This is a genomic window from Amycolatopsis sp. VS8301801F10 (assembly GCF_046195355.1).
Classification (GTDB): Bacteria; Actinomycetota; Actinomycetes; order Mycobacteriales; family Pseudonocardiaceae; genus Amycolatopsis.
Genome location: NZ_CP176065.1, coordinates 1,229,621 through 1,251,788, shown reverse-complemented (window position 1 = coordinate 1,251,788; position 22,168 = coordinate 1,229,621). Strand labels below are relative to the sequence as shown.

Annotated in this window: 19 protein-coding genes; 10 read left to right on the top strand and 9 right to left on the bottom strand. The window is 69.6% G+C overall.

Annotation, left to right across the window (positions count from 1 at the left end; all coding sequences use genetic code 11):
- Positions 1 to 11: 11 nt before the first annotated feature.
- Positions 12 to 812, bottom strand: a complete 801-nt coding sequence (locus tag F9C11_RS06070; RefSeq protein ID WP_409183922.1) for a DUF2470 domain-containing protein — start codon at positions 810 to 812, stop codon at positions 12 to 14.
- 241 nt (positions 813 to 1,053) lie between these two features.
- Between F9C11_RS06070 and F9C11_RS06065 the strand changes: the two genes are divergently transcribed.
- Together F9C11_RS06065 and F9C11_RS06060 are read left to right on the top strand one after the other, a co-directional pair.
- On the top strand, positions 1,054 to 1,908 hold the full coding sequence (locus tag F9C11_RS06065; RefSeq protein ID WP_409186824.1) for a hypothetical protein: 855 nt from the start codon (positions 1,054 to 1,056) through the stop codon (positions 1,906 to 1,908).
- Positions 1,905 to 2,540, top strand: a complete 636-nt coding sequence (locus F9C11_RS06060; RefSeq protein WP_409183921.1) for an IclR family transcriptional regulator — start codon at positions 1,905 to 1,907, stop codon at positions 2,538 to 2,540. Before F9C11_RS06065 ends, F9C11_RS06060 begins: the two co-directional genes overlap by 4 nt.
- Here F9C11_RS06060 and F9C11_RS06055 read toward each other — a convergent pair.
- Positions 2,537 to 3,196 (bottom strand): DUF998 domain-containing protein, encoded by a 660-nt coding sequence (locus F9C11_RS06055; protein WP_409183920.1) that lies wholly within the window; start codon positions 3,194 to 3,196, stop codon positions 2,537 to 2,539. The two genes, F9C11_RS06060 and F9C11_RS06055, sit on opposite strands and share 4 nt — an antisense overlap.
- Before the next feature lie 107 nt (positions 3,197 to 3,303).
- On the bottom strand, positions 3,304 to 3,903 hold the full coding sequence (locus F9C11_RS06050) for a TMEM165/GDT1 family protein (protein ID WP_409183919.1): 600 nt from the start codon (positions 3,901 to 3,903) through the stop codon (positions 3,304 to 3,306).
- Positions 3,904 to 4,076: 173 nt separating this feature from the next.
- Between F9C11_RS06050 and cutA the strand changes: the two genes are divergently transcribed.
- The 5 genes from cutA (at position 4,077) to F9C11_RS06025 (ending at position 12,895) form a co-directional block, all read left to right on the top strand.
- Positions 4,077 to 4,397: a divalent-cation tolerance protein CutA gene (gene cutA, locus F9C11_RS06045; RefSeq protein WP_409183918.1), complete on the top strand. Its 321-nt coding sequence runs from the start codon at positions 4,077 to 4,079 to the stop codon at positions 4,395 to 4,397.
- A 134-nt stretch (positions 4,398 to 4,531) separates the two neighbouring features.
- On the top strand, positions 4,532 to 6,043 hold the full coding sequence (locus tag F9C11_RS06040) for a cytochrome ubiquinol oxidase subunit I (protein WP_409183917.1): 1,512 nt from the start codon (positions 4,532 to 4,534) through the stop codon (positions 6,041 to 6,043).
- 924 nt (positions 6,044 to 6,967) lie between these two features.
- On the top strand, positions 6,968 to 7,975 hold the full coding sequence (gene cydB, locus F9C11_RS06035; RefSeq protein WP_409183916.1) for a cytochrome d ubiquinol oxidase subunit II: 1,008 nt from the start codon (positions 6,968 to 6,970) through the stop codon (positions 7,973 to 7,975).
- The gene (gene cydD, locus F9C11_RS06030) at positions 7,972 to 11,643 is read left to right on the top strand and encodes a thiol reductant ABC exporter subunit CydD (protein ID WP_409183915.1); all 3,672 of its coding nucleotides are present in this window, start codon (positions 7,972 to 7,974) and stop codon (positions 11,641 to 11,643) included. The genes cydB and cydD overlap by 4 nt, the downstream gene beginning before the upstream one ends.
- Positions 11,644 to 11,713: 70 nt before the next feature.
- Complete coding sequence (locus F9C11_RS06025) at positions 11,714 to 12,895, top strand: histidine kinase (protein ID WP_409183914.1); 1,182 nt, start codon at positions 11,714 to 11,716, stop codon at positions 12,893 to 12,895.
- A gap of 900 nt (positions 12,896 to 13,795) precedes the next feature.
- Here the strand turns inward: F9C11_RS06025 and F9C11_RS06020 are convergent.
- The gene (locus F9C11_RS06020; RefSeq protein WP_409183913.1) at positions 13,796 to 14,935 is read right to left on the bottom strand and encodes an epoxide hydrolase family protein; all 1,140 of its coding nucleotides are present in this window, start codon (positions 14,933 to 14,935) and stop codon (positions 13,796 to 13,798) included.
- Between the two features lie 59 nt (positions 14,936 to 14,994).
- Here F9C11_RS06020 and F9C11_RS06015 point away from each other — a divergent pair, with 59 nt between their 5' ends.
- Entirely contained in the window at positions 14,995 to 15,951 is a 957-nt protein-coding gene (locus F9C11_RS06015; RefSeq protein WP_409183912.1) for a helix-turn-helix transcriptional regulator, read from the top strand.
- Between the two features lies 1 nt (position 15,952).
- On the opposite strand, the gene F9C11_RS06010 is transcribed toward F9C11_RS06015, so the two are convergent.
- Both F9C11_RS06010 and F9C11_RS06005 read right to left on the bottom strand, forming a co-directional pair.
- Positions 15,953 to 16,579, bottom strand: coding sequence for a response regulator transcription factor (locus F9C11_RS06010; protein WP_009085782.1), 627 nt, complete (start codon positions 16,577 to 16,579; stop codon positions 15,953 to 15,955).
- A gap of 61 nt (positions 16,580 to 16,640) precedes the next feature.
- Positions 16,641 to 17,444: an excalibur calcium-binding domain-containing protein gene (locus F9C11_RS06005; RefSeq protein WP_409183911.1), complete on the bottom strand. Its 804-nt coding sequence runs from the start codon at positions 17,442 to 17,444 to the stop codon at positions 16,641 to 16,643.
- Positions 17,445 to 17,648: 204 nt separating this feature from the next.
- Between F9C11_RS06005 and F9C11_RS06000 the strand changes: the two genes are divergently transcribed.
- Positions 17,649 to 19,061 (top strand): 3'-5' exonuclease, encoded by a 1,413-nt coding sequence (locus tag F9C11_RS06000; RefSeq protein WP_409183910.1) that lies wholly within the window; start codon positions 17,649 to 17,651, stop codon positions 19,059 to 19,061.
- Here the strand turns inward: F9C11_RS06000 and F9C11_RS05995 are convergent.
- A complete protein-coding gene (locus F9C11_RS05995; protein WP_409183909.1) occupies positions 19,050 to 19,370 on the bottom strand; it encodes a nucleotide pyrophosphohydrolase in 321 nt (106 codons plus the stop codon). The genes F9C11_RS06000 and F9C11_RS05995 overlap by 12 nt on opposite strands.
- A gap of 108 nt (positions 19,371 to 19,478) precedes the next feature.
- Here F9C11_RS05995 and F9C11_RS05990 point away from each other — a divergent pair, with 108 nt between their 5' ends.
- Complete coding sequence (locus F9C11_RS05990) at positions 19,479 to 20,417, top strand: hypothetical protein (RefSeq protein WP_409183908.1); 939 nt, start codon at positions 19,479 to 19,481, stop codon at positions 20,415 to 20,417.
- Here the strand turns inward: F9C11_RS05990 and F9C11_RS05985 are convergent.
- Complete coding sequence (locus tag F9C11_RS05985; protein ID WP_409183907.1) at positions 20,414 to 21,967, bottom strand: hypothetical protein; 1,554 nt, start codon at positions 21,965 to 21,967, stop codon at positions 20,414 to 20,416. The genes F9C11_RS05990 and F9C11_RS05985 overlap by 4 nt on opposite strands.
- Before the next feature lie 34 nt (positions 21,968 to 22,001).
- Entirely contained in the window at positions 22,002 to 22,151 is a 150-nt protein-coding gene (locus tag F9C11_RS05980) for a hypothetical protein (RefSeq protein WP_409183906.1), read from the bottom strand.
- Between the last annotated feature and the right edge of the window lie 17 nt (positions 22,152 to 22,168).

The window sequence follows — 22,168 nt, the reverse complement described above, 5'->3', positions numbered from 1 at the left end:
CTCACCGACGGTCAGGCTTCGCCGTGCTGGTGGCGGAGGAAGGGGCAGCCCAGCAGCCGCCGTAGTTCGGCGGCCAGCTGCGGCGGGCTGTCGACCGTGCGGGAGAACGCGAGGCGGACGTCGTGGTCGCCCGCCGTCGATTCCACGCGCAGGCGCAGGCCGTACCGGTCGAGGCCGAGCGGGCGGATCCGGCCGCCGCGCAGGTCCGCGGGCAGGTGCCGGGCCAGCTGTTCGACCACGTCCGGATGGTCGCTTTCCAAATGCCGCAGCCATTCCGCCTCGTAGTCGTGGAACGGGTCCGGCGGGGCCGCGCTGAACATGTGCGGCCGCAGCGAATGCGTGCCCTCCGCGTCGGCGAGGACCAGCGACGCCGGGGTGAGCCGGAGCAGCGTGAGGCCGTGGCCGACGTCGAGAAGCCGGTGGTCCGGCCGCTGCTGCGCGATCGACACCGCACGCGCGCGGGCCGAAACCGCCGTCAGCGGCCGGAGCCATCCGGTGATCCACAGCAGGCCGCGGACCGGTTCCCGCAGCGCCACCGGGGCGTGGTCGGCGAGCTCGACCATGACGGCGAGCTCGCCGCGCTGAGCCTGCCGGGACGCGGACACCATCGGGTGCTCGTCCGGCAGGAGAATGCTGACGCTTCCGCTGTGGTGCACGTGGTGCAGGACTGGCTCGACGCGTTCGGCCTCGCAGCCGGCGCTTTCGACGGTCGGCATGATCGTCGCCGGGCCGCCGCGGGTCGCGATCGTCTTGGCGCGTTCGGCGGGGTTCGGCGCGGGCGGGCGGCGCACGGATACGGGTGCCTCGGTCACGGCTCACCTCCTACTTAGGTGAGCCTAACCTGAATTGACGCGGGAAGGGAAGGGTGCGCGCGAAGATCACCCACGGGACGGGAAAACGCTGGTCAGTGGATCGGCTGAGCGAAGGGAGCGGGCGGACTCGGCCGAGTGGGCCGGTTGCCCCCGGTGGGGAAGGGCCTGAATAAGCGTCCGCAGAGCGAACGATTTTGTCCCCTTGCCGTACGCTACTAGCGTGTCAGTCGTGTCAAGCGCTGTGGAACTCACGCCACCCGGCCCCCGTGGAATTCCTCCCCTGTTCGCGCGGCTCGTCGACGACTCGGCGCTCTTCCCGCCCGCGGACGTCGCGATGCCGGAGGCGCTGCGCGCGCACTTCGAATCGCGCGCCGGGGAACACGCCGGGGTGCTCGGGGTTTTCCTGTGCCAGGCCTCGCGGCTGCCGGAGCTGATCACCGAGCTGATCAAGATCAAGCCCAAGGAGCCGCTGCCGCTGTCGCTGATCATCGACACCGGGCTCGGCGGCGTTCCGAAGGCGATCTCGATCGTCGAATCGCGCAGCGAGCTGCTGTCGCTGCGGATGGTGGAGATGCCCGCCCCGTCCGACGTCGACGAGGTGTGGCTCGAACGCGTTTCGGAGTTCGTGCCCGAGGACGTCATCCGGGTGGTCGAACCGCGCCGCGGCGTCGGCTGGCTGGACGGCGTCCGCAACGTGATCGAGCACGGCAGCTGGCCGAAGATCCGCTGCGGCGGCAAGGCCGGGGAGAACTTCCCCAGCGTGGACGAGGTCGCCGACTTCCTGTCCGTGGTCAGCGGTTCGCCGGGGGCGTCGTTCAAGGCGACGAACAGCCTGCACCGTGCGGTCCGGCACGTCGATCCGGAGACCGGCTTCACGCACCACGGCTTCCTGAACCTGCTCGTCGCGTCGGCGCGCTGCCTCTCCGGCGGCGACGTCCGCGCGGCGCTGGAATCGACCGACGGCAAGGCGCTCGCGGACGAAGCCCGCGCGTTGCCGGAGCCGGCCGCGAAGGCGGTCCGGGAGCTGTTCGGGTCGTACGCGGCGGCGTCGTTCGCCGAGCCGGTGGCCGACCTGGGTGAACTCGGGCTGTTGTGAGCAGGGAGGGGTCGCTGACCCTCGAACGCGGTCTGGCGCTGCTGCAGGCGGTGGCCGATTCGGGCGAGCAGGCGGCGACCATCTCCGAACTCGCGGTGGCCATCGGGGCGAGCCGCGCGGCGGTGTACCGGCTGCTGGTGCCGTTGGCCGAACGCGGCCTGATCTGGCGAGACGGCACGAAGGTGCGGCTCGGCGTCGGGGTGCTGCGGCTGGCCGGTCAGGTGCTGCCACAGCTGCGGGAGGCCGCGCGGCCGGTGTTGCGCGAGCTGGCCGAGAAAGTCGGCGCTACGGCGCATCTGACGGTGGCCCAGGGCGAGCACGCGCAGGCGGTCGCGGTGGTCGAGCCGTCGTGGACGAGCTACCACGTGGCGTACCGGGTCGGCAGCAGGCACGCGCTCGCCGCGGGTGCCGCGGGCCGGGCGATGGCGTTGCGGCCGGGCGGCACCGATCGGTGGAGCGTTTCGACGGGGGAGATCGAGGCTGGCGCTTCAGGCGTCGCCGCGCCGGTGCGTGGGGTGCCGGGGCTGCGGGCGAGTGTCGGGGTGATCTCGCTGGAGCCGTTGGACTCGGACGAGGTGGGGCCGTTGACGGTGGAGGCGGCTTTGAAGCTCGCTGAGGTGCTGCGGATCTAGCGGCGGGACGCGGCGACCAGCGGCCGGACCATGGTCAGCAGCAGCGCCAGGTCGACCGTGAACAGCAGCCGCTCGAACAACCCGAGCGTCACTTCCTGCTGCGCGGGCCCGGTGATCAGCGTGAATACGAAGCCGCCCAACACCACCGCCACGCTGGCGAAACTCGCGACGGCCAGCCCGCGGATCGTGGTGCGGCGCGGCTCCCACGGGCACGAGCGGCCGCCTCGACGGGTCAGCAGCCAGGCCGCCGTGGGGAGCGCGAGGAACGCGGCGAGGGCGGCGGCGTTGTGGAGCTGGCCGTCGAAGGAGCGGGCTTCGCCGTGGGGGTCGACCGGGACCGTCGCGCAGATCGTCAGGCCGGCGCACCACACGCCGAGCAGGACGACGACGGCGGGCGAGCGGCGGGCTTTGCCGAGCCCGGCCAGCAACGCCAGCGAGCCGAGCGCGAGGGCCAGGCACATGACGGCGAACAGCCGCGCGGCGGAGTGGTCGCCGAGCCTGCCGTAGACGTACTCCGACAGCGTCTGCCAGATCGGGCTGATCTGCGAGGAGAGCCGCAGGTGCAGGTCTGTGGCGATGACCACGGCCACCCCGATGCCGACCAGCGCGAGCCTGCCGTGCACCGGCGACACGGCGGCGCGGGAGGTGGTCGGCACGGGCGCTCCTCGGCGGTCATGGCGGAGGCCATGGCGTCACCGGGGGTTCACCTGGTCCTCGTTCGGGGGTTCCGAAGAGGTTACCTGGCGTTCCTGTGAAGCGGCGGTTACCAGAGCAGCTGGGCCAGCGCGAACGCGGCGAAACCGGCGAACACGAACCCGGCGACCCGCTGGATCAGCTTCGGGCGGATCCGGTCGCGGATCTTCGCGCCGATGAACACCGCCAGCCCGGCGACCGAGACCAGCGCGACGAACGCGCCGAGGCCGACCGCGAACGGGTTGCCGAGGCGAGCGACGAGACCCGCGGTCGCCAGCTGTGAGGCGTCGCCCCACTCCGCGGCGAAGAGCACGCCGAACGACGTGAGCGCGGAGCGCAGGAACGACACCGGTCCAGGACCGGACCGCGACGCGTCCTCGCCCGCCTCGCTGCCCTCGCTGAAGCCCTCTCGCAGCAGCAGGAACGCGCCGACGCCGAACATCGCGGCGACCAGCACCGAAACAAGAGTTTCCGGCAGGAGCGTGAGCAGACTTCCGAAAGCGACCGCGATCACGCATTGCACGGCGAACGCCACGCACACCCCGGCGAATACCGGCCAGGCGCGGAAACGGGTGGTGAGCACAAGGGTCGCGACGAGCGTCTTGTCCGGCAGCTCGACGGCCAGTACCAGGCCAAACGCGCTGAACAGAGCGATCAATGCGGGAGACATGGGTTCGTGCTCACCCCTTTCCCTGCAACGATAAAGGGGAGATTCAGAAAACCGCAAGCTGATGGGTTTCGCGAATTGCCTGATCAGGATTGCAGAATGCTCGCCGCCGGGTTGCCGGATAATTTTTTTCGGTGCGCCGAATTCTGTTTTCCGGCTGCGGTACGGTGCGGGTCATGTCTGCTGACCACGTCGTCGTGACCACCACCGTCGACTCCGAGGCCGCCGCGCGCACCCTCGCCGCGAGCGCCATCGAGGCCCGGCTCGCCGCGTGCGCCCAGATCGTGGGGCCGATCACCAGCGTCTTCCGGTGGGAAGGCGAGGTGCAGACGGCGGCCGAATGGCGGGTCGAGTGCAAGACGGCCGCGGACCGCTCCGGCGCGCTGGAGGAGTTCCTGAACGTGCGGCATCCGTACGACCTGCCCGAGGTCATCGTCACGCCGATCGTCGGCGGCAGCCCGCGCTATCTGTCGTGGCTGGTCGAGGAAACCCGCTGAACGCCACCTGATCGGGGGTAGCCGCGAGGTTCTCGCCGCGCGGGGGTTTCAGCAGGTCGGTGGGACGTTGGTCCCGGTGAGTTCAGGACGTGTTGAACTGGCTGGGGCGGGTGCGCGCGCGGAGGATCGGACACGTGGATGTCCTTGAGCTCGCGCGGTGGCAGTTCGGCATCACCACCGTCTACCACTTCCTGATGGTCCCGCTGACCATCGGACTTTCGGTGCTGGTCGCGGCCATGCAGACCGCCTGGGTGCGCACCGGCGAACTGCGGCACCTGAAGATGACGAAGTTCTGGGGCAAGCTGCTGCTCGTCAACTTCGCCATGGGCGTGGTGACCGGGATCGTGCAGGAGTTCCAGTTCGGGATGAGCTGGAGCGCCTACTCCCGGTTCGTCGGCGACGTGTTCGGTGCGCCGCTGGCGATGGAAGGCCTCCTCGCGTTCTTCGTCGAGTCGGTGTTCCTCGGCCTGTGGATCTTCGGCTGGGACCGGCTGCCTAAACGCGTGCACCTGGCCTGCGCCTGGGCGTTCTCGCTGGCCACGATGGCCTCGGCGTACTTCATTCTCGCCGCGAACTCGTGGATGCAGCACCCGGTCGGCGTCGAATTCGTGAACGGCAAGCCGACGATGAACTCGATCGGCGCGGTGCTCACGAACAACACGGCGCTCGCCGCGATCCCGCACACGCTCGCCGGCGCGTTCTCGGTGGCGGCGGCGTTCCTGGTCGGCGTGGCCGGCTGGCACCTGTGGCGGCGACGGTCGGCTTCGGACGAACACCGCGAGGTCTGGCGCTCGTCGTTGCGGCTTGGCGGCTGGGTCGGCGTGGTGGCGTTCGCGGTGCTGGCGATCACCGGCGACATGCAGGGCAAGCTGATGTTCGAGCAGCAGCCGATGAAGATGGCATCGGCGGAAGCGTTGTGCCATACGGAAAAGCCGGCGAGCTTCTCGATCATCGCGATCGGCGACGTGGCCAACGCGAACTGCGAGGACGTCAAGACTTTCAACGTGCCCGCGCTGCTGTCTTTCCTGGCGCACAACGACTTCTCGACCGAGGTCAAGGGCGTGGAGAACCTGGTTTCGGAATACCAGGCGAAATACGGCACGAACTACCCCGACGACCCGGCGCTCGGTTCGCTGGCCGGGAAGCCGATCGACTACGTGCCCAGCCTCCCGGTGACGTACTGGGGCTTCCGGATCATGATCGGCTTCGGCGCGATCTCCGCGGGCATCGGCCTGCTGGCCCTGTGGCTCACCCGGCGAGGCCGGATCCCCGGCGGACGCTGGTTCCCGCTGATGGTGCTCGGCGGCATCGCGACGCCGTTCATCGGCAACAGCGCGGGCTGGATCTTCACCGAGATGGGCCGGCAGCCGTTCGTGGTCGCGCCCAATCCGACCGGGGTCGAGGGCATGTGGATGTTCACCGCACAGGCGGTGTCGAAGCTGACGGTCGGCGAGGTCCTGACGTCGCTGATCTCGCTGACGGTGCTGTACGCGGTGCTGGGTGTGGTGGAGCTGTACCTGATGCGCAAGTACATCCGGGGCGGGGTGGACGCGGTGATGCCGCCTGCTGCCTCCTCCTCCGGGTCTGGCTCCGACTCCGATGATTCCGAGGATTCCGATGACCAGGCGCTTTCGTTCGCCTACTGACCCGGTGGAGCGGGCCGGGGTGCCGCCAGAAGACCCGGAGGGCCGGGTCTGGGCGCGGCCCGCTCCACTGGCCTGGACGGGGTTCGAACTGCGTGCCGGGATGGAGATGAGGGGGGTGGAGATGGACATGCTGTGGGGTGGGGTCTCGGGAGCGGTTGTGGTGGGTGGACCGGCTGTTGGTTCGGGTCGGTTCGGTGCCGGTTTGGGTCGCGCGTTGGCTGCCGCTCTTGGTCGGAGGTTCGCTGCCGGGCTGGGTCGGAGGTTCGCTGCCGGTTTGGGCCGAAGGTTCGCTGTCGAGCCGGACCGGCCGGTCGCTGCTCCGGGTCGATGCGGGACCGCTGCTGGCCGCTTCGTCGCTGCTCCGGGTCGTTCCGCCGCTTTGGGCCGGTCCGTCGCGCTTGTGGCCCGACCGGCGGTGGCTTCGGGTCGTTTTGCTGTCGCTTCGGGCCGCTGTGCCGCTGTTCCAGGCCGTTCCGCCGCGCTTGCGGCCCGACCGCCCGCCGCTCCGGCCCGATCCGCTATCGCCGCGCGCCGCTCCGCCGCTGCTCCGAGCCGCCCCATCGCCACCGCGGACCGACCCGCCGCCGCAGCGCACAGATCCGTCGCCCCGCTGGCCCGCTCCGCCGCCGCGCCGCACCCCTTCGCGCCCCCGGCCGCGGCACCGAACGCCCTCACCCCAGCTCACGGCACCCCGCAGCACCAACCGACGCGAACTTGTGCCCCAACCCCCTCCCGCGCGTACGCAGCCCCCACCCTCACCGGGGGGACGCCCCGTACCCAGCGTAATCGCGTCGTGGCTCTCGCGGGTTACCCACAGCAAATCTGTGGACAACTCGGCGGGTTGTGGATAACTCAGGGCCATCGTGGGGACAACCCGGTGGCCGACCGGATGATCCCGGCAAGCGCCGGACGAGGTGCGTGGACATGACACTCGAAACGCTGTGGTTCGCGATCGTCGCGTTGTTCTGGCTGGGGTATCTCTTCCTCGAAGGATTCGACTTCGGGGTCGGGATGCTGCTGCCGGTCCTCGGGAAGACGAACACCGAGCGGCGCGTCCTCGTCAACACGATCGGGCCGGTCTGGGACGGCAACGAGGTCTGGCTGATCGTCGCGGCCGGCGCGACTTTCGCCGCATTTCCCGGCTGGTACGCCTCGCTTTTCTCCGGCGCGTACCTCCCGCTGCTGCTCGTCCTCCTCGCGCTCATCGGCCGCGGCGTCGCGTTCGAGTACCGCGGCAAGGTCGACTCCGAACGGTGGCGGCGCGTCTGGGACCGTGTGCTCATCATCGGTTCGTGGATTCCGCCGCTGGGCGTCGGGCTCCTGCTCGCGACCACCGTGCTCGGCCTTCCGCTCGACGCGCAGGGCAACCGCATCGGCTCGCCGTTCGAGTCGGTCCGGTGGGACACGTTGCTGGGCGCGGTCGCCATCGTCGGGTTCTCGCTCGTGCACGGCGCGGCGTTCCTGGCCCTGAAAACCACTGGTGACCTGCGGGAACGTGCGCGCACCATCGCGCTGCGAGTCCTTCCGGTCGGACTGCTGCCGTTGGTTGCGTTCCTCGTGGTCGTCCAGGCCCGCGAAGGCAAACTGTGGACGCTCTTCTCGCTGGTGATCGTCATCCTCGCCGCGGTGGTGGCGTGGCTGCGGCTCTATGTCGACCGCGACGGGCAGGCATTCGCCGCGCTCGCGGTCGTCATCACGGCCGCCGCGGTGACCTTCTTCGGCGCGCTCTACCCGAACGTGCTTCCGTCCACATTGGACCCGGCGCACTCGCTGACCATCACGAACAGCGCGGTCAGCCACTACACGCTGACGGTGATGACCTGGGTCGGCGCGTTCGGCGCACCGGCGGTACTGATCTACCAAGGCTGGACCTACTGGGTTTTCCGCAAGCGCATCGGCGTCCAGCACATCCCGGCGGTGCACGCACCATGACGAAGCTTCCCGGCCGCGCACCCCTTTCCGCCACGAGGTCCACCCTGGACCCAGCGCGGCCGGGCAAGGGTCCGCTCGGCGCGCTCTCGGCCCTGGGGCCGGCCGCGCGCCGAGCGTTGATCCTGGTCGCGGTGCTGTCGTTCGGGAACGCGGTTTTCCTTGTCGGACAGGTATTTCTGCTAGCGGACCTCCTCGCGGACATCGTCTCCCGGGGGCTGGGGGAAGGGGGCCGCACCGTCCAGTTGACTGCTCTGTTCGCGCTCGTCGTGGGCCGCGCGGGCACCAGCTGGGCGGTGCGGGTTGTCTCCGCCCGCGCCGCCGCGACCGCGCAACGCGACCTGCGCGCCCGCGTCGTCGACCACGCGTTGCGCCTCGGCCCGGAATGGCTCGCCCGGCGCGGCTACGGCGAACTCACGACGCTCGTCACCCGCGGCCTCGACGCACTCGACTCCTACTTCCGCGAGTACCTGCCCGCTCTCGTCACCGCAGCCGTCGTCCCGCTCGCGGCAGGCGCGGCGATCCTGTGGACAGATTGGCCGTCGGCGGTGATCATCGCCGCGACGGTTCCGCTGCTGCCGATGTTCGCCGTCCTGGTCGGAAAATTCACCGCCGACCGCGTATCCGGCGCGACGGACGCGGTGCACCGGATGTCCGGCCTGCTGCTCGAACTGGTGCGGGCGTTGCCGGTGCTCACCGCGTTCCGCCGGGCTGACGCGCAGGCCGAAACCGTGCGGAAACTGTCGGAACGGCACCGACGCGCGACGCTCAAGACATTGCGGGTCGCGTTCTCTTCGGCATTTGTGCTCGAACTCGCGGCGACGCTGTCGGTCGCGTTGGTGGCTGTCGTGATCGGCGTGCGGCTGGTGTCGGGATCGCTCCCGCTGGCGATCGGACTCGGCGTGTTGATTCTCGCTCCCGAGTGCTACCAGCCGATCCGCGCGGTCGGCGCGGCGTTCCACGCAAGCGAGGACGGTGTGGAAGCGGTCCGCCGGGTGACCGCGGTGCTCGCGGAACCGGTCCCGGCCGAAGGGACGCGGACCGCCCCCTGTGGATCGTTGGTTGTGTCCGACCTAAAAGTCGCCCGGCGCGGCGGATTCGCTCCCGACGGCGAGAGTTTCTCCGTCCGGCGCGGCCAGCTCGTATGGCTGCGCGCCCCGAGCGGTGGCGGTAAATCGACAACGCTCGCGACACTGCTGGGTTTCGTACCGTCCTACGACGGGTCGGTAAAGGCCGGAGACGTACCGCTGGCGGAAGCCGACCTCGAACGGTGGCGCGCCGGGATCGCGTGGGTCCCGCAGTCGCCGGTTTTCAGCGGCGGCACAGTGCGGGAAGAACTCGCGATCGCGGGCTCGGACGTCGACGCCATGCTCGGCGAACTGGGCCTGCATGGTCTCGCCGACCGTCCCGTCGACCGGCTTTCGTTGGGACAACGCCAGCGCGTCGCCGTGGCTAGGGCGCTGCTGCGGGTTCAGTCGGGTGCCTGGTTGCTGCTCCTGGACGAGCCGACCGCGCACCTCGACGACGTCAACGCGCGGCGGGTGCTGGACGCCGTCGAGCGAGCCGTCGAAAACGGTGCGGCGGCGGTCATCGCTGCGCACGAGCGTTCTGCCGCAGTGGCCGTTTCGGACTCCTCTCCCATGGCAGCAGTAGAGTCCACTTCGGACAGTGCCGACGCGTCGCCGCTTCCCTGGCGGATGTTGCTCGACCGGCGGCTGTTCTCCGGTGCCTTGTTAGGTGCCTTGGCGCTCCTGGCCGGGATCGCCCTTACCGCGACTTCTGGGTGGTTGATCGCCAAAGCGTCGTTGCAGCCACCGATTTTGACCTTGACGGTCGCGGTCGTCGGGGTACGTGCCTTCGGGCTGGGCCGAGCCGGACTCCGGTACGTCGAACGGCTCGTGACGCACGACGCCGCCTTCCGGATCGCCGGACGGTTGCGCGTCCGGTTGTGGAACGCGTTGGTGCGCTTGGGTCCGGCGCGCAGCCTCGAAGCAGGGGAGAGCCAACGGCGATTGGTGACGGACGTCGACACGGTGCGGGATTTGCTGCCACGAGTCGTGTCGCCGCCGATCGTGGTCGGGTTGGTCGCAGCCGGGGCCATCGCGGTGCAGACGATGGTGCTGCCGTCGGCCGGTTTGGTGCTGGCCTTGACGGTTTTGGTGGGTTTGGCGGCTCCGGCGGTCGCGTTGCGCCTGGAACGACGAGCCACTTCGGCGCTCGCAGCCGGACGACGTGACGTCGCGGCGCGGGTGCTGGTGCTGTTCTCGTCGGCGGCAGAGCTGCTCGCTTACGGCCGGGCGGCTGCGCGTCGCCGCGAACTCGCTTCGACGGACACCCAACTGGCGGCCGACACCCGACGGCAGGCCTTCGGCGCGGGCGCGGCGGACGCACTGATCACGCTGGCGACCGGGGCGGCCGCGGTGATCAGCACGATGCTGGCCGCGGGAGCGGTCGGACGGGGCGAGTTGGCGGGGGTGATGGCCCCGCTGCTGGCGTTGGTGCCGTTGGCGCTGGCGGAGGTGCTGGCGCTGCTGCCCCAAGCGGCAGTGCACTGGGACACACTGCGGGCGGCTCGGGTCCGGCTGGATGCGGTGGTGGGCGCGTCGGCGCAGGGTGCGGCTGGTTCTGGCGGGCTCGAGGACGGGAGGCATCCGGAGGCTGCGGAAGACGGCGGGGCTCGGCTCGCGGCTGCTGCGGGTGGGATGGGCGAGACGGCACGGGGCGGTCGGCGCGGGTCGGACGCTGCGGCGGTCGGCGGCGGGCAGTTCGCGGCGGGGCTTGCCGGGGTAGAGGGCGTGCGCGGGGAGGCGGTTCGCGCGGTTGTGGGTGCGCGGGGCGGGTCTGCGGGTGAGCGGGGGCTGGGTCGTGCAGCTGTGGTCCGGCGGGGTGGGGACGAGGCCGCGTCCGGCGTCGGTCAGTCTGCTGGCGCGTTGGGCCTAGACGGCCAGGCCGGGGTCCGGTGCGGTGCTCGACCGGCGGGAGCGGGGGATGAGGCCGCGTCTGGCGTTGGGCAGGCTGCGGGTGAGCCGGGGCTGGACGGCCCAGCTGCGATCCGGTTGCGGGGTGCTGAGCTGGGGTGGCCCGGCGGGGAAGCGGTGTTGAAGGACGTCGACTTGAGCGTGCCGGCTGGGGCTTACGTGGCGGTCGTCGGGCCGAGTGGGGCTGGGAAGTCTACGTTGGTGGCGGCTTTGCTCGGGTTTCTTCAGCCTCGGCGGGGTGAGGTTGTCGTGCCCGCGAAGGTGGCTTGGGCGCCTCAGGAGCCGATGCTTGTTTCGACCACTGTGGCGGAGAATTTGCGGCTCGCGGATCCTCTCGCGGAGACCTCCGAGTTGCGGCGGGTGCTGGATCTCGCGCAGTTGCCGGAGTTGGATTTGGCGACGGTGCTCGACAGCGCCGGGGCCGGGTTGTCCGGTGGGCAGGCTCAGCGGGTCGCCTTGGCGCGGGCGTTGCTGGCGGCTTCGTCGGCGGAGTTGGTGTTGCTTGACGAGCCGACGTCGCATCTTGATGAGCCGACGGCTCGGGCGTTGCGGGCGACGTTGCGTACGGAGCTCGCTGGACGGACGGTCGTGCACGTAACGCACAATGCGGACGAAGAGCTGCAAGCGGACATCGTTTTCGAGGTGCGGGACGGGCGCGTCGTGCGGCGGGCGTTGCCTCGGGTGGCGGCGTGACGGAGGGTTGTTGGTGACGGTCACGATTTCGGGTCTGGGGCAGGGCGCCGCGCTAAGGTCGGAGTTGCTCATGGACCCGACACTTGCCGCGCGTGCCCTTTCCGCGGCCACGGAGATCACCAGCACCGCGCTGTCCGGGGACGACCCGGAGGGGGTGCTGGAAACTGTCGTGGCCAGGGCCGTCGAGCTGGCGGACGCCGATCTTGGCCTGGCGATGGTCAGTGCTGACGACGGGCGGGTCGTGGTCGAGGCGGCTTACGGGGTCGACGGCTTGCTCGCCGAGGGGCCGGCGGGCGACGCGGAAGGCGGGCCGGTCGGAGGGCTGCGCGGGCTGACGCTCGAGATGGAGTCCGCGGCGGGCCAGGTCGCGCGTGGCAGCGAGCCGATCGCGGCGGAGGACTTCATCGTCGATCCGCGCACGGCCCCGTATGTGCCGGACGAACTGCGCGGGTACGGGCCGTTCGCGGCCGCGCCGTTCGGGTCCGGCGGGCGGGTGCTTGGTGCGCTCACGGTGTATCGGCGGCAGGGGCGCGAGCCGTTTTCCGCGGGCACGGTCGAGATGCTCGCGGCGTTCGCGGCGCAGGCCGGAGTGGTGCTCGCGCTGGCCGAGGGCGCGAACGCGCGGCATCGCGTGACCCTCTACCAAGAGCGCGAACGCATCGCTCGCGAACTGCACGACGTGATCGTGCAACGGCTCTACGGCACCGGCATGCAGCTGGACCGCGTCCGCCGCAACATGCGGAAACGCTTCGCGCAGGCCGACGGGGCCCGGCTGTCCGACGCGATCGACCAGCTGGACCAGACCATCGAGGAAATCCGCGGCACCGTGCGCGCGCTGCGCTCCCCAGAACCGCGCCACGACCCCGGCAGCCCGACAGACCTCGCCGAATCCGCGCGCGGCGAAGTGCGCATCGCCGGCGAACTGCTCGGATATCCGCCGACCCTGGAGCTGTCCGGCGAGTTCGCCGACATCCCCGCCGAGCGAGCCGACCACATCCGCGCCGCATTGCGTGAGGCACTGTCCAATGTGGTCCGGCACTCCGGCGCGAGCGAAACCCGCGTGACGCTGACCCGCGACGCGGAGGGCGTGAAGCTTCGCGTGCGCGACAACGGATCCGGGGTACCGCAAGGGGTGGCGACCCGGGGGCTGCGGCATCTCGCCGAACGTGCGGACGCTGCTGGTGGCCGGTTTTTCCTCAATTCCTCGCCGAGCTTGGGTACGTTGGTCGCGTTTGATCTGCCGCTGGAGTGAGCGTTCCGGCGATCGCGTTGCTGCACAGGGGTTTCGCAGGTGAACCGCAGCGCAGCGATCGGTGGTAGTCGGCAGCGCAGCGATCGGCAGCGTCGATCAGTAACCGGCAGCGTCGACACGGCAGCGTCGACACCGCAGCGCTAAGGCTCTCGTCGCAGGCTGCGACGGTACGCCCGCCAGGACGCCGCACCAGCTCGCGGCTCGGTGCTCGCGGCTCGAGGCTTGCGGCTCGCGCGGCACAGACCGCGGTGGCCGTATTGTCTTGGCCTGCAAGGCAATACTCCGCGATTCGCCGAGTCCGAAGCGGCAGTTACCGCGCCGCGCGCGCACGTCGCGGTAACCACATCGCACCGAACTGCCGACTGCCTCGGACCCGTCACGCCAGCTGCACAGCTATGCCATTCGCGCAGCTCTGCACTGTGTCGTCGACCCCGCGTCGCGGCGACCTAGTGCAGTACCGAAATACCACCTCGGCCTAGCGCGGTTTCAGGCGTGCCACCTCGAAACTCGCTGCCTGAAACCCGCACTGAAATCAGCTGCCTCGCAACCGTCGTCTCGAATCCGCTGCCTCGGACCGCAGTGCACGCACTGCGTCTGCGTTTGTCCTGAATCGCTCGCAGCAAACACGCTGTCTCACCCTCGCGCCGCTGTGAACCCACCGCTGTGAACACACCGCGCACCAAGAGATTCAGCCTTCACGAGTCATCGAACACGCTCCTTCCTCGATTTCGTCCGCCTGCCACCGAGCCGTTCCCCATGGTAGCGAAGAATCGAACATCCATTCGGCACTCAATTGGGTGAACCGCTCTCCGGAAGTCGGCTACCCACAGCTCCGTCTCGAACGCCGAGAACCCCGTCCGCAGCAACGCGGGCGGGGTTCGGACGCGGATTCAGCAAAGGTCAGTCGCGGTTAGCGAAGAAAGCGCGAAGGTCGCCGGCGAGCAGGTCGGGGCGCTCCATCGCCGCGAAGTGCCCGCCTTCCTCGAAGCGGCTCCAGTGCACGATGTTCGTATTGTCGCGTTCGGCGAAGGCCTTGATGGTCTGGAAGTCGTCTTTGAACACCGCGACCCCGGTGCGCGCGTCGCTCACCCGCGGCTCGGCCTGTGCGCGGGCGTTCTCCAGGTAGCTGCGGCTCATCCCGGAGGCGGCGTTGGCGAACCAGTTCACGCTCACCTCCAGCAGGATGGTTTCCAGTGGTACGAGCGAGGTTCCGTTGCCGAAGGAGTTGAACAGCTCGCTGTAGGCGAGTAATCCGATCGGGGAGTCACTGAGGCCGACGGAAACCGTTTGCGGCCGTGAGGCGTTCATCGTGTTGTAGCCACCGACTGATTGAAACCATTGCATGTGCGCGAGACCGGCGTGCTCGGCCGGCTCGAGGCGTTCGAATTCGGCCGGATCGCCGGACGGGAACGAGAACAGCTGCAGGACGTGCAGGCCCAGGAAACCGTCCGGGTTCAGCAGGCCGAGTTCCCTGGCGACCATCGCGCCGTTGTCCGAGCCGTGGATTCCGTAGCTCTCGTACCCGAGGCCGCGCATCAGGCGGTCGTACGCGGCGGCGACGCGGGCGACTGTCCAGCCGGATTCGGCGACGGGCTGGGAGAAGCCGTAGCCGGGCGCGTCCGGGATGACGACGTCGAACGCGTCCTCGGCGCGGCCGCCGTGGGCGACCGGGTCGACGAGGCGGTCGATCAGGTCGAGGTAGTCGACCGACGAGCCGGGGTAGGTGTGCGCGAGCAGCAGCGGCGTCGCGCCGGGATGGGCGGAGCGGACGTGGATGAAGTGGAACGTCTGGCCGTCGATCTCGGTGGTGAAGTGCGGGACGGAGTTGATCCGCGCTTCGGCGGCGCGCCAGTCGAAGGCTCGCCACGCTTCGAGCGCCGTCCGCAGGTAGGCGTTCGGGGTGCCGGCGTCCCAGTCGTCGGTCGGCGACGGCTGCGGCAGGCGGGTGCGGGCGAGGCGGTCGTGCAGGTCGGCGAGTTCGGCGTCGGTGATCTCGACGGTGAAGGGGCGGAGGGCGAGGGCGGCGGTTGCGTTCGTCATGAGAAGGACACTAGGAGGCTATTAGGCTAAATTACTTCCTAATTGAATAAGGAGTTTCGATGGCTGATCCGACGGCGCGGTTGCTGGCGCTCCTCGCTCTCCTTCAGACCGCCGCCGGGCGGAGTGGCAGGGAGCTGTCCGAGCGACTGGGCGTCTCGGCCCGGACGATCCGGAACGACGTCGAACGGCTGCGTGACCTGGGCTATCCCGTCGAGGCGACGCGCGGGAACGTCGGCGGTTACCGGCTCGGCTCCGGTGGAAAGCTGCCGCCGCTTCTGCTGGACGACGAGGAGGCGGTGGCGGTCACCGTCGGGCTGCGGGCCGCGGCGGGCATCTCCGGGATCGAGGAGGCGGGCACGCGGGCGCTCGCGAAGCTCGAACAGGTCCTGCCGTCGAGGCTGCGGCCGACGGTCGACGCGCTGCGGTCGACGATCGACCGCGGGCCGGAGAACACCGGCACCGACGCGCCCGATCCGGAGGTCGACGGCAACGTGCTGCAGGAGGTCGCGCGGGCGATCCGGCACGTCGAATGGCTCCGGTTCGACTACGCGGACGAGGTGCGGCTGGTCGAGCCGTACCGGCTGCTCAGCTGGCAACGGCGGTGGTACCTGGTCGCCCGCGATCCGCAGGACGGCAGCTGGGCGACCTACCGCGTCGACCTGATGCGGCCGCGGATGCCGACGCGCCGCCGGTTCGAGCCGAATCCCTTGCTCGGCGGGGATTACACCGCCTTCGCGATGCGCACGATCGCGGCGAGCGGCTGGCTCGTGCACGCGCGCCTGCGCATCGACGCCCCGGCGGAGAAGGTGCTGGCAAGGATCAACCCGGCGGTCGGCGTCGTCGAACCCATTGACGACAACCACTGCGTGCTCGTCACCGGCGCGGACAGCCTGGACACCGTGGCTGTCTACAGTGGAATGCTGCGGATGGACTTCACCGTCGAATCGCCGCCGGAGCTGATCCCGCTGCTGCGGTTGCTGTCCGAACGCTACGGTCGCGCCGTCGCGGGAAGCTGATTCACTTGCCGCGCCGGGCAATCCACGCCGCGGCCTGGGTGCGGCGCTGCATGCCGAGCTTCGCGAGCACGGACGTCACGTAGTTCTTCACCGTTTTCTCGGCGAGGAAAAGACGTTCGGCGATCTCGCGGTTCGACAGCCCCTGCCCGATCAGCTCCAGTACGTCGCGTTCGCGATCGGTGAGGGCGGCCAGCTCGTCGGTCGGCGGATGGCGCAGCTTGTCGAGCACGCGAGCGGTGCTGACCGGGTCGAGCAGCGACCGGCCGGCGGCGACCTCGCGGACCGCGTTCACCACGTCCTGGCCGCGAACCTGCTTGAGCAGATAACCCGAGGCGCCCGCCATGATCGCGCCGACCATGGCCTCCTCGTCGTCGAACGCGGTGAGCATGAGGCAGGCCGGCGGATTCGGCTTGGACCGCAGCTCGCGGCAGAGCGTGATGCCGTCGCCGTCCCCGAGGCGAACATCCACGACCGCGACGTCCGGCTCGACGTGCATGGCCACCGCGAGCGCCTCCTCGACGCTCCCGGCCTCGGCGACCACCTCCAGGTCGGCCTCGTCGCTGAGCAGGTCGCGCAGGCCCCGCCGGACGAGTTCGTGGTCGTCTACAAGCAGCACCTGGATCGGCATATCTCCAGGTTACGGGGCGTGGGGTGGTTCGTCTTCCGGTCGTGCCGCAGGACACCAGGCGTTACCGCTCGCAGGCGACTCCGTCGCCGTCGCGGTCCAGGCCGGGACGGTAGCCGGGGTCGCCGCGGTGCAGAGGCGCGGCCCCAGCGGCTTTCGCGGCCGCGCAGTTTTTGTAGTATGCGCTGCTCGGCTGTTCGGGTTCCGGCGCGTCCTCGACCGGCGGCGGGGCGGCTTGTTCGGACGTACGCGGGGGAGGCGGCGGAGCGGGTGTTTCCTTCGGAGGGGCGGGCACCAGCACCGGCGTCGGCGCGGTGATCATTCCCTTACACGGCTCCGCCCACAATCCAGCCGCCGCTTGCTGGGCCGAATTCGCCGCGTTGCGCAGCGAATCCGAGACGACATTGCCAGCCAGCCGGGCGTATCCGGCGGAGAGCGCCGCAGTCGCGTAATCGCTACCGTCGCTCAAGGACAATGCGACACCGTCAGTGGTGTCCGTGGTGATCTTCACTGCCGCGCCAGCGAGCTTGTTGTTGGCCCAAACCACGGTTTCGCTCGCATAGCAGTTGTTTCCAGTCGCCACTTCGAGACCGAGGATGTGCACCGTGCGATGGCTGCCGTCGGAACCGGTCAGTTCGACGTTGGCGGCGTCGGTGATTTTGCCGACGGTGTAGGTCACCGGTGCCGGAGTGGCTGAGGTGGTTACCGGAGTCGTCGACGGCGGAGCGGCTGGTGCGGCAACCGGCTGCGGACTCGGTGCGGATTTGCCGAACACCGCGCCCAGAATGAAAAGAACCGCGAAGGTGCTGAGGACGACCGTCAGCCAGACCGGGAATTTCAGCTGGGGGCGCGCGGGCGTGGGGTCCATTCGGTATTCCTCTTCCTGAGGCGGCTGCCGAATGGTGTTCGCAAAAGCGGCGTTCAGTGTTACGCGTCAAGGGAACCCGGATTGCCGGGAGCGAAGAAGAAGTCACGGATGCGTCACAAAGGCAGCATTTCCCGTCCCGCCTGTGACGATTCGCCAGCTTCTCGCGATGGTCAAGGGAACCGTCCAGGAGAAAGCGCATCCACGATGGCCGACCTGATCGAACGACTGTCCCTGTCCTCGAGCGGACGGGTGTCCGCGCAAGGTACGGAGTTCACCGCGCTCGACGTGAAGACGACCGGACTGCACCGCGGGCGCGTCCTGGAGGTCGCCGCGATCCGGTTTCGCGGAGACGGGACTTTTCTCGGCGAGTTCGCGACAGTCGTCGCAGCGGATGCGAACCGGCGCAATCCGCACCGCATCACCGCGGCGGAGCTGGCTGACGCGCCGGCCCTGGGAGACATCCTCAGCCCGTTGTTCGAGCTGTGCCGGGGCGCGATCGTCGTGGCGCACGACCTGTCCTCGGTGGAAGGGCTCCTCGCTGAGATCAGCCAGTTGGGCGTCCGGCTGCCCCCGCTGCCGGCGATCTCGCTCAAGGACACCGCGCAGGCCGCATTGCCGCTGCCCAACTACCGGCTCGCCACCATCGCCCGCGCCTTCGGTCTCGAAGACTTCCCCGGTTATCTCGCCGAACCGGCCGCCCGGGCGTGCGCGCACGCGATGCTCGCTCTCGTCCGTACGCACGGGCTGCGCCAACCGCAGCCAGTGCGTTTTCCGGACTTGCCGCGGTATGCGAGCGGGGCGGCACCCGTGCGCCGGGCGGTGACCGGTGCGGAGAAGGGCTGGATGGCCGAGGCCGTGGACCGGGTTTCCGCGGGCGACGGCGGACCGGTCGCGCAGGCGTACCTCGATCTGCTTGCCGAAGCCGTTGGCGACCACTTCTTGACCGACGAGGAGGTCTGGGCGCTCGCCGACCTCGCGGCCGAGGCCGGGATGACCGAGTCGGAGGTACAGCGGGTGCACGCTGGCCTCGTCGCTGAGCTGCGCCGCGTCGCGGAGGCCGACGGGGTGGTGACCTCCGCCGAGTACCGCGAACTGCGGCAGGTCGCGGATGCGCTCGGGGCGATGGACGCTGTGGTGGATCTCAAGGTCACCACTAACGGAAACAAGCCGACGAGGGTCCTGGTGCTCGGGACGACGGCGGACGCGGACCAGTTGCGCGCCCGCGTGCTCTCGGAAGGCTTCCAACTCGCGAAGAACCTGACCGGTTCGGTCACGCACCTGGTGTACGACTCGGGGGTGCGCGAGTCCGAACCGCGGCTCGCCCGGGCGCTCGAACTCGGCGCGCAGGTCGCGCGGCTGGACGAGGCCGCGGTGCTGCTGGGATTCGCCCCGGCCCCGCGGCCGAGGCACCAGAAAGCACCGTCGAGCCGGGACCGGCTGCTCGGGCAGGTGCTGATGGGGATCGGAGTGATCCTGATGGTCATCACGGTGACCGCGATGTTCGACGGCGCCGGGCTGGGGCTGGGAATCGTGCTGGCCGGTTTCGCCGTCGGTGCGCTGGTCGGCGGCTGGTACCTCGACGAGACGAAGCGGGCGACGGCCGGGTCAGCGGGCTAGCGGAGGGAACCGCTTCTCGTTGCGGTCCACCTTTGCGTTCGCTGCTTCCAGCAGGTCGATTCCCAGTACATCCGCCAGCCGGACCAGGTACAGCATCACGTCGGCGATTTCGTCCTGGACGTTGAACTCCCGGTCCGGGTCCGAGCGCCAGTTCGCGGCTTCCTCCGGGGTCAGCCACTGGAACAGGGCGATCAGCTCGCCTACTTCGCCGGACAGGGCCATCGTCAGGTTTTTCGGGGTGTGGAACGGTTCCCAGTCCCGGGCGGCGGCGAAGTCGCGGAGGCGCTGGGTGAGGTCGTCTAGGGTCACTGGACCTGACTATCACGCGCAGTGCTCACCTGGGGTGTCCGGGTTGGGCCGAAAAGAGTACGCCGTTGGCCCACACGCCGGTTGCGAGCCATACGGCAGACTGTTCGCGTGAGCGTCCCCGACCCGGTCGAGTACACCGCCAAAATCGGTGCGGTTCTCGATACTGTGCGGCGGTTGCTCGACTCCGGCAGCCGGGCCGATCTCGCGCCGCTCGCCCGGCGGGCGGTGGACGACATCGTGGGCATGCTCGAGCAGCACGGTGATCTCGCCGGGGACCTTCAAGTGCGGCTTGACCAGGCGGTCGCGTTGTACGCGCGGGCCTGTGCGGCTCGGCCGCCGGATCCCGAGCAGCTCGCGGACTGGGTGCTGGAGGCGGCGTTCAGCGGGCGGGCGGTCGCGGTGGCCGATTTCGCGGGGGCGCTCGGGGACGCCGGGCTCGCGCGGATGAAGTCCATTGTGGACGAAATATTGCGCGGGAAGTCCGCCGAGAAGCGCGAGATCGCGGAACGGCTGCAGGAGGAGATCGCGGAGGCTAGCGGGGACGTCGACGGGCTGGTCGCCATTCTCGCGGCCAAACCGCCTCGGGTGGACGTCAGTCTCAAGATCGTGCGGGTGTTGCGGGCGGCTGGGCGGCACAGTGAGGCGATCGCGTACGCGGCTCGGGTGCTGACTCCGCAGCGGGCACGGCCGCGGCGGGCAGAGCAATCGCAGGCGAAGCAACTGCGGGCGGATCAATCGCGAGCGGAGAAACTGCAGGCAGAGAAACTGCAGGCGGAGCAACCGCAGGCAGAGAAACCGGAGTCGCCGAAAGAAGAACCCTCCATTCCGGAATACCGCGAACGGATCGAGCAGCTGATCGCGCAGAAAGAAGCCGCCGCGTACCGGGAAGCGGCGCAGTGCCTCAAAAAACTGCGCACCCTCCACAGACAAGCGGGCACGGCGGCGGAGTTCACCGGCTATGTCGCCGAGCTGGTGAACGTCCACCGCCGCAAAACCCGGTTGCTCGCGGAGATCCGGTCGGCCCGGATCGCGCTTCCGAAGGGCTAGATCTCGGCCAGTGCGGCGCGGTAGGCGTCCAGGTCGTAGTCCAGCTGGTCTTCTTCCTCGGTTTCGGTCAGCTGTCCTTCGAGGACGGACACCAACCGGTCGAGGACCTCGGTGCGGGAAAGGTCCTGCCGCAGCAGGTTCTGCGCGGCGGTCCACACTTCGGCGGGCTCGTCGTCCCACAGCTGGTCCACAATGGACGTCTCAAGGGCGAGCCGGAGACCGTCCGCGCCGTCGAATTCTTCCGCGGCGAGCGATTCGTGGTACTCCGGGTGTGCGCCGATCACCAGCAGGCGGCGCTGTTCCGGGTCGCCCGGGTCGAGGTCGGTCAGTTCCTCGTCACCGATCACTGTGGACAGTTCGGGCACCGCGAAACGACGGCGGGCCACCACTTCCAGTGCTTCGTCGGCGGATTCGGTGCCGTCGAGGTAGTCGCTGAAGTCCTCTTCCTCGTCGTCGTCCGAGAGGTATTCGCCGAGGTATTCGGTGACCTCTTCCAGCAAAGCGGCAGTGGCTGCTTCGGACAGTCCGGCACGAGCCGCGGCCCATCCGGCCCACGCCAGCACGACCGGTGCGACCGCGTCCTCGTCTTCCAGCTCGGATTCGCCGTCCAGCAAGGATTCGAGGAACCGCGCCAGCTTCTCCGGACCGACGCGCAGCGGGTTCGCCGGTTCTGCCCGGCAGCCGTGGTCCACCAGGAGGTTGGCGATTTCGCGGGCGGCGTCGGCGTCCGGCAAATTCGTGTCGGCGAGGAACTGGGCGACCGCTTCCTCGCGCTGCGCGGCAGTCCACTCGGCCACCGCCGGACCCTCGGAAGGCTCCGGCAGCGAACGCGCCCAGGTCAGCGCGATGGCGTGGAACCGCGCGTAGTCCTCGCCGATGTCCGGCTCGTCCAGTGCGTCCGTGGCCGCGATTCCGGATACCAGCAGCCGGTGCGCGTCGGCGGGCTCGACCTTTTCCAGCACGACCAGCTCGCCGTCTTCCTCGACCTGCGAGCGCATTTCGGCGAGCACCTCGTGCGGCTCCTCGATGACCACCAGGTCGCGCACCCGGCCGCCCTCGGTGAAGTCCAGCAGCGCGAGCAGGCCGAGCGAGTGGTCGCCGCGCGAAAAGACGCACAGCAACGACGACTCGTCGCCGTAGACATCCCCGGTGCGCCAGCATTCGCCGACGCTGACCTTCCCGACCTCGGCGGCCCACTCCGGCTCCGGAATGCCCCGGCCGAGCACGACGCCGAGCGCCTCGGCCGCCGCCGCACGCTCCTCTTCGGACTCGGCCAGCACCTTCAGCGCGGCCAGCAGCGCCGCCGCGCCGGGCGTGATCTTGCGCTGGGCGAACGCGATCAGCTCAAGGCCGAGCTGGTTTTCCGGTTCGTCCTCCACCACGACGTCCCGCCACTGCCCGACGACCTCGGAACCCAGCAGCTCGATGTCGAACGGGCCGGGCTCGGCCGCGACCGCGGAGAAGTCCCGCAGCACGTCCTTGAACAGACCGTTGACGCTGGGGGCGGTGGGTAGGGAACTCTTCTTGCGCGCGCGGCTCACCGGACTCATGCCGCACATCTTGCCTGGACCCGAAGGCGCGGCCTCAGCTGGTCGGCCCCGTCGTGCTCCGTGCCTTCACGCGCCGTTCGCGCAGCGCGTCGTCGAAGTCGACGACGAACGCCCCCGCGGCCATCGCGACCAGCAGCGTCAATCCCAATACCGCGCCGACCCAGGTCAGGACGATAGTCAACATCGTGGCCTCCTTCGCAG

Bases quoted from the DNA above. Each gene is read 5' to 3' on its own strand.
- F9C11_RS06025 (WP_409183914.1), top strand. From the start codon at position 11,714: ATGGACCCGACACTTGCCGCGCGTGCCCTTTCCGCGGCCACGGAGATC.
- F9C11_RS05980 (WP_409183906.1), bottom strand. From the start codon at position 22,151: ATGTTGACTATCGTCCTGACCTGGGTCGGCGCGGTATTGGGATTGACG.
- cydD (WP_409183915.1), top strand. From the start codon at position 7,972: ATGACGAAGCTTCCCGGCCGCGCACCCCTTTCCGCCACGAGGTCCACC.
- F9C11_RS06000 (WP_409183910.1), top strand. From the start codon at position 17,649: ATGGCCGACCTGATCGAACGACTGTCCCTGTCCTCGAGCGGACGGGTG.
- F9C11_RS06020 (WP_409183913.1), bottom strand. From the start codon at position 14,935: ATGACGAACGCAACCGCCGCCCTCGCCCTCCGCCCCTTCACCGTCGAG.
- F9C11_RS06010 (WP_009085782.1), bottom strand. From the start codon at position 16,579: ATGCCGATCCAGGTGCTGCTTGTAGACGACCACGAACTCGTCCGGCGG.
- F9C11_RS05985 (WP_409183907.1), bottom strand. From the start codon at position 21,967: ATGAGTCCGGTGAGCCGCGCGCGCAAGAAGAGTTCCCTACCCACCGCC.
- F9C11_RS06015 (WP_409183912.1), top strand. From the start codon at position 14,995: ATGGCTGATCCGACGGCGCGGTTGCTGGCGCTCCTCGCTCTCCTTCAG.
- F9C11_RS06005 (WP_409183911.1), bottom strand. From the start codon at position 17,444: ATGGACCCCACGCCCGCGCGCCCCCAGCTGAAATTCCCGGTCTGGCTG.
- F9C11_RS06050 (WP_409183919.1), bottom strand. From the start codon at position 3,903: ATGTCTCCCGCATTGATCGCTCTGTTCAGCGCGTTTGGCCTGGTACTG.
- cydB (WP_409183916.1), top strand. From the start codon at position 6,968: ATGACACTCGAAACGCTGTGGTTCGCGATCGTCGCGTTGTTCTGGCTG.
- cutA (WP_409183918.1), top strand. From the start codon at position 4,077: ATGTCTGCTGACCACGTCGTCGTGACCACCACCGTCGACTCCGAGGCC.